Source organism: Bathymodiolus heckerae thiotrophic gill symbiont (assembly GCF_900180345.1).
Lineage (GTDB): Bacteria > Pseudomonadota > Gammaproteobacteria > PS1 > Pseudothioglobaceae > Thiodubiliella.
This window is the reverse complement of sequence record NZ_FXLV01000055.1, coordinates 1-8,584: the sequence shown is the minus strand read 5'-3', so window position 1 is coordinate 8,584 and position 8,584 is coordinate 1. Positions and strand designations below refer to the sequence as shown.

10 protein-coding genes are annotated in these 8,584 nt (G+C 39.6%); 9 read left to right on the top strand and 1 reads right to left on the bottom strand.

Features of this window, described 5'->3' with window-relative positions; all coding sequences use genetic code 11:
* Positions 1-463: 463 nt before the first annotated feature.
* On the bottom strand, positions 464-1,342 hold the full coding sequence (locus CRYPD_RS06695; RefSeq protein ID WP_138146817.1) for a LysR family transcriptional regulator: 879 nt from the start codon (positions 1,340-1,342) through the stop codon (positions 464-466).
* Between the two features lie 94 nt (positions 1,343-1,436).
* On the opposite strand from CRYPD_RS06695, the gene CRYPD_RS06690 reads away from it, so the two are divergent.
* The 9 genes from CRYPD_RS06690 to CRYPD_RS06650 all read left to right on the top strand — a co-directional run bounded on the left by CRYPD_RS06690 (position 1,437) and on the right by CRYPD_RS06650 (position 8,392).
* On the top strand, positions 1,437-2,855 hold the full coding sequence (locus tag CRYPD_RS06690) for a form I ribulose bisphosphate carboxylase large subunit (protein WP_138146816.1): 1,419 nt from the start codon (positions 1,437-1,439) through the stop codon (positions 2,853-2,855).
* Between the two features lie 23 nt (positions 2,856-2,878).
* Positions 2,879-3,226: a ribulose bisphosphate carboxylase small subunit gene (locus CRYPD_RS06685; protein WP_138146815.1), complete on the top strand. Its 348-nt coding sequence runs from the start codon at positions 2,879-2,881 to the stop codon at positions 3,224-3,226.
* Positions 3,227-3,337: 111 nt separating this feature from the next.
* Positions 3,338-3,652: a hypothetical protein gene (locus CRYPD_RS06680; protein WP_138146814.1), complete on the top strand. Its 315-nt coding sequence runs from the start codon at positions 3,338-3,340 to the stop codon at positions 3,650-3,652.
* A gap of 17 nt (positions 3,653-3,669) precedes the next feature.
* Positions 3,670-4,485, top strand: a complete 816-nt coding sequence (locus CRYPD_RS06675; protein WP_138146813.1) for a CbbQ/NirQ/NorQ/GpvN family protein — start codon at positions 3,670-3,672, stop codon at positions 4,483-4,485.
* Positions 4,486-4,510: 25 nt separating this feature from the next.
* On the top strand, positions 4,511-6,868 hold the full coding sequence (locus CRYPD_RS06670) for a nitric oxide reductase activation protein NorD (protein ID WP_138146812.1): 2,358 nt from the start codon (positions 4,511-4,513) through the stop codon (positions 6,866-6,868).
* Positions 6,869-6,969: 101 nt separating this feature from the next.
* The gene (gene vapB, locus CRYPD_RS06665; RefSeq protein WP_138119873.1) at positions 6,970-7,197 is read left to right on the top strand and encodes a type II toxin-antitoxin system antitoxin VapB; all 228 of its coding nucleotides are present in this window, start codon (positions 6,970-6,972) and stop codon (positions 7,195-7,197) included.
* A gap of 8 nt (positions 7,198-7,205) precedes the next feature.
* On the top strand, positions 7,206-7,598 hold the full coding sequence (gene vapC / locus CRYPD_RS06660) for a type II toxin-antitoxin system tRNA(fMet)-specific endonuclease VapC (RefSeq protein WP_138146818.1): 393 nt from the start codon (positions 7,206-7,208) through the stop codon (positions 7,596-7,598).
* Complete coding sequence (locus CRYPD_RS06655; protein ID WP_138146811.1) at positions 7,598-7,852, top strand: hypothetical protein; 255 nt, start codon at positions 7,598-7,600, stop codon at positions 7,850-7,852. Before vapC ends, CRYPD_RS06655 begins: the two co-directional genes overlap by 1 nt.
* A gap of 12 nt (positions 7,853-7,864) precedes the next feature.
* Positions 7,865-8,392 (top strand): tetratricopeptide repeat protein, encoded by a 528-nt coding sequence (locus CRYPD_RS06650; protein ID WP_138146810.1) that lies wholly within the window; start codon positions 7,865-7,867, stop codon positions 8,390-8,392.
* Positions 8,393-8,584: the final 192 nt, after the last annotated feature.

Here is an 8,584-nt window from a genome sequence, read left to right as displayed (position 1 = left end):
GGCATGAATATTTTTAAAGAAATGCAGCGATTAAAAAGCCTAAGGGATTATTACATCCAGTGAGTAAAAAAGGCTAAAAAGAGAGAAATAAGGCTAAAAAAAATCAGACAAACAAGGTGTTTTTTAGATTTTTATGGAAAAATACGGAAATTTTGAGCTATTTTTTTTGAAAAATTGCAAAGGTTGAAAATAGGATGGGGAATTATGAATTATGCAAAGGTCTCTTATTGTAATATTAAAAATAAATCTTGTAAAAACAGCCAAACTCTATCTATTTTTAAACTAAAGTTTATATTTTTACCTATATATGCGATATTCAGACAAAAAACCAAGTTGAGTGCAGTTTAAATTTAATTTCGAAAAAAATTATAACAGAAACCAAGAGAGTTGTTTAATAAATGCGTGGAACGGTTCTTGTTTATATACTGTGTGGATAAGGGTGTGCTTACTTTTTAGGGGCAAGTTATCCGTTTTCAATAATAAAATCTTTAAAGCGTTGTGCGATGGGTGAGAGTTGGATTTTGGCGTTGTGGACAACATGCCAGTGGCGGATGATAGGGAGTTTGTCGACATTGAGTTGTTTGATGATGTTGTTTTTGAGTTCTAGTTGAACGGTGTGTTTGGAGACGAAACCTACGCCGAGTCCTGCTTGAACTGCTTCAATGATGGCTTCGTTGGAGTTGATTTCAATTTCTGAGTTGAATTTCATTCCTAGGGTTCTTTCGATGGTCATGCGAGTGCCAGAGCCTTGTTCGCGAGTAATTAGGGTTTCTCTTCTGAGGGCTTTGATGGAGTTGTGTTGGTTTTTAAGTAGGGGGTGGTCGGGGTGGGAGATGGCGATGAGTGGGTTTTCCATAAAAGGCTGGGTGGTGAGAGGCATATCGGCAGGGGGTTCGCCCATAATGACTAGATTGGCGTTGTGGTTAGAGAGTTTTTCTAGGAGGAGTTTGCGGTTGGTTACTTCTAGGTGGAAGGTCATTTTAGGGTGTTGTTTTTTAAATTGTGCTAAGATGCGAGAGACGAAGGCGTTGGTGGTCGTGGTGGCGGTAATTTCTAAGTGTCCAGAATCAGGGTGTAGGGTTTGCTCAATGTCGGCTTTTGATTGCTCAAGTGTGGCAATGATGCGTAGGCAGGTTTGGTATAGTTTTGTGCCGATGTAAGTGGGGGTTACGGTTTTTCCTTTGGTATTAAGGAGTTCAGCGCCGATGTTTTGGCTGAGTTGTTGGATTTGCATATAAACTGCAGGTTGAGTGATATTTAATGTTTTGCTGGCTTTGGTAAAACTTTTTAAACGCACAACTGCTTCAAAGCTATACAGTTGTTTAAGTGTGTAATTAATCATAAGAAATATTTATTATTTACTAAATAAATATTATTTTACATTATTTATTTGTTCTTGTATCATAGCGGTTCTTTTAATGAAAGGAGACCATAGAATGGCTAAAGTTTATGATGCGGGCGTAAAAGACTACCGCGAAACTTATTGGATGCCAGATTATACGCCGAAAGAGACGGATATTCTGGCTTGTTTTAAAGTAACACCACAAGACGGTGTGCCTAGAGAAGAGCTTGCAGCAGCAGTTGCAGCTGAATCTTCTACAGGTACATGGACAACAGTATGGACAGATTTGTTGACAGATTTGGACTATTACAAAGGTCGCTGTTATGCTATTGAAGATGTTCCGGGTGACGACACTTGTTTTTATGCATTTATTGCATACCCAATTGACTTATTTGAAGAAGGTTCTGTGGTAAATATCATGACCTCTTTGGTAGGTAATGTATTTGGTTTTAAAGCATTGCGTGCACTAAGATTGGAAGACATCAGATTTCCAATTGCTTATGTAATGACTTGTAACGGTCCGCCACAAGGTATCCAGTTAGAGCGTGATATTTTGAATAAATATGGTCGTCCTTTATTGGGTTGTACCATTAAGCCTAAGTTAGGTTTATCAGCTAAAAACTACGGCCGTGCTTGTTATGAAGGTCTTCGTGGTGGTTTAGACTTCACCAAAGATGATGAAAATGTAAACTCACAACCATTTATGCGTTGGAGAGCTAGATTTGACTTCGTTCAAGAAGCAATTGAAAAAGCAGAAGCTGAAACAGGTGAGCGTAAAGGTCACTACCTTAATGTAACAGCGCCAACTTCTGATGAAATGATGAAGCGTGCAGAATATGCAAAAGAAATTGGTTCACCAATTATTATGCATGACTACATTACTGGTGGCTGGACTGCTAACACGCAGTTAGCACAGTGGTGTCAAGACAACGGTATGTTGTTACACATTCACCGTGCAATGCATGCGGTTCTTGACCGTAACCCGCACCATGGTATTCATTTCCGTGTCTTAACTAAGATTTTGCGTTTGTCTGGTGGTGATCACTTACACTCAGGCACTGTTGTTGGTAAGCTTGAAGGCGATCGTGATGCTACTTTGGGTTGGATTGACATTATGCGTGATTCTTATATTAAAGAAGACCGTTCTCGTGGTATCTTCTTTGACCAAGATTGGGGTGCTATGCCGGGTGTAATCCCTGTAGCGTCAGGTGGTATTCATGTATGGCATATGCCAGCACTGGTTAACATTTTCGGCGACGATTCTTGTTTACAGTTCGGTGGTGGCACGCTAGGTCATCCTTGGGGTAACGCAGCAGGTGCAGCGGCTAACCGTGTTGCGGTTGAAGCTTGTGTTGAAGCGCGTAACATAGGTCGTGAGCTTGAGAAAGAAGGCAAAGATATTTTAACTACTGCAGCTAAGCACAGTCCTGAATTGGCGATTGCGATGGAAACTTGGAAAGAAATCAAGTTTGAATTCGACACCGTTGATAAGATTGACATAGCACACAAGTAAATATTACAATAGGAGAAAATATTATGCAAGATTATCAATCAAGTTTAGGTAATGCAGACAGTCGTATGTTTGAGACTTTCTCATACTTACCTACAATGAATGCTGAGCAAACGCGTCAGCAAATTCAATATATCGTTGACAAAGGCTGGAATCCAAGTGTTGAACACACTGAGCCTGAGCATGCTGCTGGTTCATACTGGTATATGTGGAAGCTTCCAATGTTTGGTGAAACAGATGTTGATGCTATCTTAAAAGAGTTAGAGGCTTGTCATACTACACATCCGGACAATCATGTTCGTTTGTTAGGTTTAGACAATTTCGCTCAGTGCGCAGGCACTTCAATGGTTGTTTACCGTGGTCAAACGGTTTAATTTCCACTGATTTTTAACGAAAAGCCCTGACTTTATCGTTGGGGTTTTTTGTCTTTAAAGGTTTTTTATAGACTTTTAAAGACAAAGAATATTTTAAAAATAAAAAAAACTATGGCAAAACCAAATATATATGTAGGTATTAACAATGAAATTAATGGAGGAATGACCTCCATTGGTAAAATTATTAGAGACGCTTGGGTGTTTGGTTTAATTGATGAAAGCGAAACCTGTGAAGGCTGGAACTTTGCAGGTGTTGATGCACTATTGCAAAAAGTGAATAATGAGTGGGATAAATACGGGTGCTTAGCCAGCCATTTACCGCCAGAATTGCGTGAAAAACATTTTAAAATTCACGATATTGCCATTCAAAAAGCCAAAGCAGTTGGCTGGTCAGGCGATAGTGAAACAGATGATGAAGATGAATAAAATCAACGGAGATAACAATGAGTGATGTAAAAATAGACCCAAAACAATATGTAATTAAAGATGAGCCTTATTATGAGGCAGTTGATAACGAGATAGACCTCTATCAATCAGCATACGATGTGCGTATGCCAATGATGATCAAAGGGCCAACAGGTTGTGGTAAATCTCGTTTTGTTGAATATATGGCATATAAATTAGGTAAACCATTAATCAGCGTTGCCTGCAATGAAGATATGACTGCCTCTGATTTGGTTGGGCGTTTTTTATTAGACAAAGACGGCACAAAATGGCAAGATGGCCCCTTAACGACAGCAGCACGCATCGGTGCAATTTGTTACCTCGATGAAATCGTTGAAGCGCGTCAAGACACCACTGTTGTCATTCACCCACTCACCGACCACCGTCGTGAACTACCATTGGATAAAAAAGGCGAACTGGTTAAAGCACATCCAGATTTCCAGCTGGTTATTTCCTACAATCCCGGTTATCAATCTCTGATGAAAGACCTTAAACAATCCACCAAACAACGCTTTGGTGGATTAGATTTTGATTACCCAGAAACAGAATTAGAAGTATCTATTGTCGCCAAAGAATCAGGCGTTGACAAAGCAATGGCTGAAAAATTAGTGCAAATCGCACACCGTGCCAGAAACCTCAAAGGTCATGGTTTAGACGAAGGCATCTCCACCCGCTTATTAGTTTACGCAGGTCAATTAATCGCCAAAGGCGTTAACGCACAATCTGCTTGTAGTATGACAATGATTACACCGTTAACTGATGATCCTGATATGCGTGATACCTTGCATGCGGCTGTTCAGACATTTTTAGGTTAATTAGTGCCTAAATAGGTAATAAATTATGGCAAAAATATTACTAGAAGAATACGCTGAATTTTTAGAGAAAATCGCACCTGAGGTAAGAGGTGTTTTAGACGCTACTTTTCAAGATGCTGCACGCGTGATTTCTCCCGCTGGATTGAAAGAATATTTAGATGGTGCAAAAGCGCTTTGTGGTTTGGGGCGTGGCAATGATTTGGTGATTATTTATTTAGAAGTAATGCCTCAAATTGCTAAAGAATGTGGCGAGGATATTATTCCTGATTGCGTTACGGCTGCTATGAAAGCATCATCGATGACTTCTGGTGAGGTTATTGGCTTGTTGTTATCAAACCTGCCTGTTGTAGCTAGACATTTAGGCGATGCGCAATTGGTTCGTGGCTACTTAATGCTTATTCATCAACTTGCATCAACGGCTGCACGGGGTTTGCGTCCGATGTTATTGCATATTGATGAATTGTTGTCTAAATTAACATTAAGTGGTTTACGCCGTTGGGCAAATTTTGGTGCCAAAGCTTATCGTCGAGATTTTAATAATTTAACGGCTTATTTTGCGCTGGAATCTGCGGATTCTCGTGCTATGTTGGAAAAAGAAAGGCGTGGCGTGTTGTTTGTCAGAGTTCAGCGAAAACTCAATTTTTATTTGCGTGCTTTGTGGGGGCGTGATTTTTTCATTCGCCCAACAGGTGCGGACTATACCGATTTTCGTCCTTATATTGAAGACCGTATTTTTTATGTTCCTGATGCACTTGATGACATAAAAACCGATGGAACAACTATTGAAGGGCTAGAAGTTTATCGTGCTACGGTAGCACATATGGCATCTCATTTAATGTATACCAATCAGCCAATGTCTGCTGAACAACTGTCGCCTGCACAAATGTTTTTTATTGGTTTATTAGAAGATGCGCGTGTGGAATACAAGGCAGTGCAAGCCTTTCCAGGGCTGAAAAAATTGTGGTGTTCATTAATGAAATTACAGCATGAAGAACCTGCTGAGCACCCAACTACGGCAGTTTTAGAAAATTTTTCGTTACAATTATTAGATGATAGCGCTGTTGGAAAAGATAAGCAACTGAATGCATTTGCCAAAAAATTCCATGCCGAAATTGAAGTCAATCAAGACGACAATCATTTTGCTTGGCTAATGGGTATTGAATTATACAATTTATTTGCAGGTAAAAAAGCTGTGCCAAGTCTAAGAATTTTAGAACGCTACCGTATTGATTATCGTGATGACAATCGTATTGTTTGGCATTATGAAGATATTAATTGGGACATGGGTGTTGAATATATGGCTGCCAGTCAGAAGCAAACCCGATATAAGGTCAGCCCACTAATGATGGCACATGAAGTAGATTGTGAACTGGCAGGTGATGATGCACAAGAAATTTGGACTTGCACCGATTTAATGCGTGCTTACGAAGACGATTTAACTGATAATGCTAAATCATTCAACGAAATTATGGGCAAAGAGCCAATTTCCGACCCTTTTCATTACCAAGAATGGGATTATCAAATCCAATTACACCGCCCTGATTGGGTAACGATTTACGAACGCCGAGCACCCAAAGGTAATCCTGAAGATATTGAAAATATTTTGACTGAATACAAGCCAATTGCACACCGCATTCGCCAAATTATTGACCTTCTCACACCCGCAGGCGTGCAACGCCAACGAGGTATGGAAGATGGTGACGAAGTGGATATTAATGCCGCTATTGATGCTATGATTGCCATTCGTATGGGTGAGCAGCCCAATCCAAGAATCACTATGCGCAATGTTCTTAACACCCGAGATTTATCCGTTGTCGTGTTACTAGATTTATCAGAGTCTACCAACGAAACCATGGAAGGCTCAGACAAAACTGTTTTGCAACTCACCCGAGAAGCAGCCACTTTAGTCTCAACCGCTATTGAAGGCATTGGCGACCCATTCGCCTTGCACGGTTTCGCCTCTGATGGTCGTCATGATGTGCAATATTTCCGCCTCAAAGACTTCAACCAACACTTTGACGATGAAGCCAAATCTCGCCTAGCAGGCATGAAAGGCGGACTGTCTACCCGTATGGGTGCAGCCCTCAGACACGCTGGCACACACTTGCGCAAACAAAATGAAAAACGCAAATTGATTTTACTTGTTACCGACGGCGAACCTGCCGACATTGACGAAAACGACCCACAACACCTTCGTTTTGACACCAAAAAAGCTGTAGAAGAACTCTATTCCACTGGCGTTTTAACTTATTGCCTAACCCTAGACCCAAATGCTGATACCTATGTAAAACGCATTTTTGGTGAAAATAATTACACCGTGGTTGATAATGTTGAAAAACTTCCCGAGCAACTGCCATTACTATTTGCTAGCCTTACTGCCTAATTTTTATTTTTTCAACGAGTAAGGCCCACTGAAAAATTTAATAAGCCAAGTTTGAGCTAAATTTTAGTATATACTTTTGTGTATATTTTTAGAGGTGTGCTATGTTAGCAAAAGTATTTCAATCGGGTAATTCTCAGGCAGTAAGACTGCCTAAGGCGATGCGTTTTGATGTCGATGAGGTGGAAATTAAAAAAGTAGGGGAGTCAATTGTACTTACCCCTAAAAAAGTGGATTGGCAAATGATGAGCGATGCATTAGATCAATTTTCTGATGATTTTATGGAAGATAGAAATCAGCCACCTCAGCAAATTAGAGAGGATTTATTTTGAGTCTTTTAATGCTGGATACCAATATTTGTATCTATATTATCAGAAATAAACCCACCAAAGTTTTGGAAAAATTTAGTCAACAAGAGGCAGGAAAATTGTATATTTCTAGTATTTGCATTTCTGAACTTTATCATGGTGCTTTTAAGAGTCAGCGTATTGCACAAAATATTATTGCTTTAGAAAGTTTTTTGTCGCCTTTAAATATTGCTCAATACGATTTAGAGGCCTCAATTGAATATGGGAAAATTAGAGCAAGCTTGGAAAAACAAGGTAAAGTTATTGGTGCATTGGATATGTTAATTGCCGCTCATGCTAAAAGTATCAATGCCGTTATTATTACTAATAATACGAAGGAATTTGATAGAGTTTCAGGCTTAAAAGTGGAAAATTGGGCGGTGTAATGTTTGATAAAGATGAGAAGATAATTGAATTTAAGCCTAAGTGTCCACATACATTGCCACAAGACTGGGAAGATGAAGGTAACCCCACCATTTATGAAATTAATGCCACACTGGAAACCTTGAAAAAAATGTATGCTGACCAAGTAAGAGATATTGAACAGGGTAAAATTTCTGAGGAGCAAGGCGAGGAAAGCTTGCGTAATGTTGCCACTAATTACCAATCTATTAAGTCAATATTATTTCAACCCCGTTAACAGAAAAACTCAATGAAAAAACCTGATCAACTTAGAAAACAAGCCAGAGAGCAACATCTTTCTGGCAATACGAAAGACGCTATTATATTATTAACAGAGGCGATTTCATCCGACCCAAGCAATGTTCTCGTGGCATTAGATATGGTGCAAATATTTTTGGATATTAACGAATTAGAACAGGCAGAGGCATTGTTTAATCGTTTGCCAGATAGCGCTCAAAAGAGCGAGATGGGGGTGTCAATTGCCAGCCAGCTTAACTTTAAGCAACTGGCACAAAACACGGCAGGCATGGCAGTACTTCAAGCGCAGGTGCTGAAATCCCCTGACAATTATCAAGCGAACTTTGATTTGGCACTTTGCCTATTTGCACAACATGAGGTTGAGCAAGGTATGGAAAAGTTGTTTTTTATTCAAGAAAATAATCCTGATTTTAAAGAAGGGGCAGCTAAAGAAATGATTGGACTGATTTGCAATATGCTTGCAAACACTAATCCAAAAGAAAGTGGCGTTTACCGTCGTCGTTTGGCTAATTTGAATTAAAAGAGGTAACATCATTGAATTTGATGCAGAAGGCTATTTGATTAAACAGCGTGATGTTACTATCAAGAGACCTTTGCATAAATAGGGATGATTAGCAAAATTCAATTTTTGCCAGATTGGTGATTTTCTTAAACCTTGTCCTAGCAGGGCTAAGGCTGGGTTTAAAAAATTGCCAAGCGGGTGAAAAGTGGA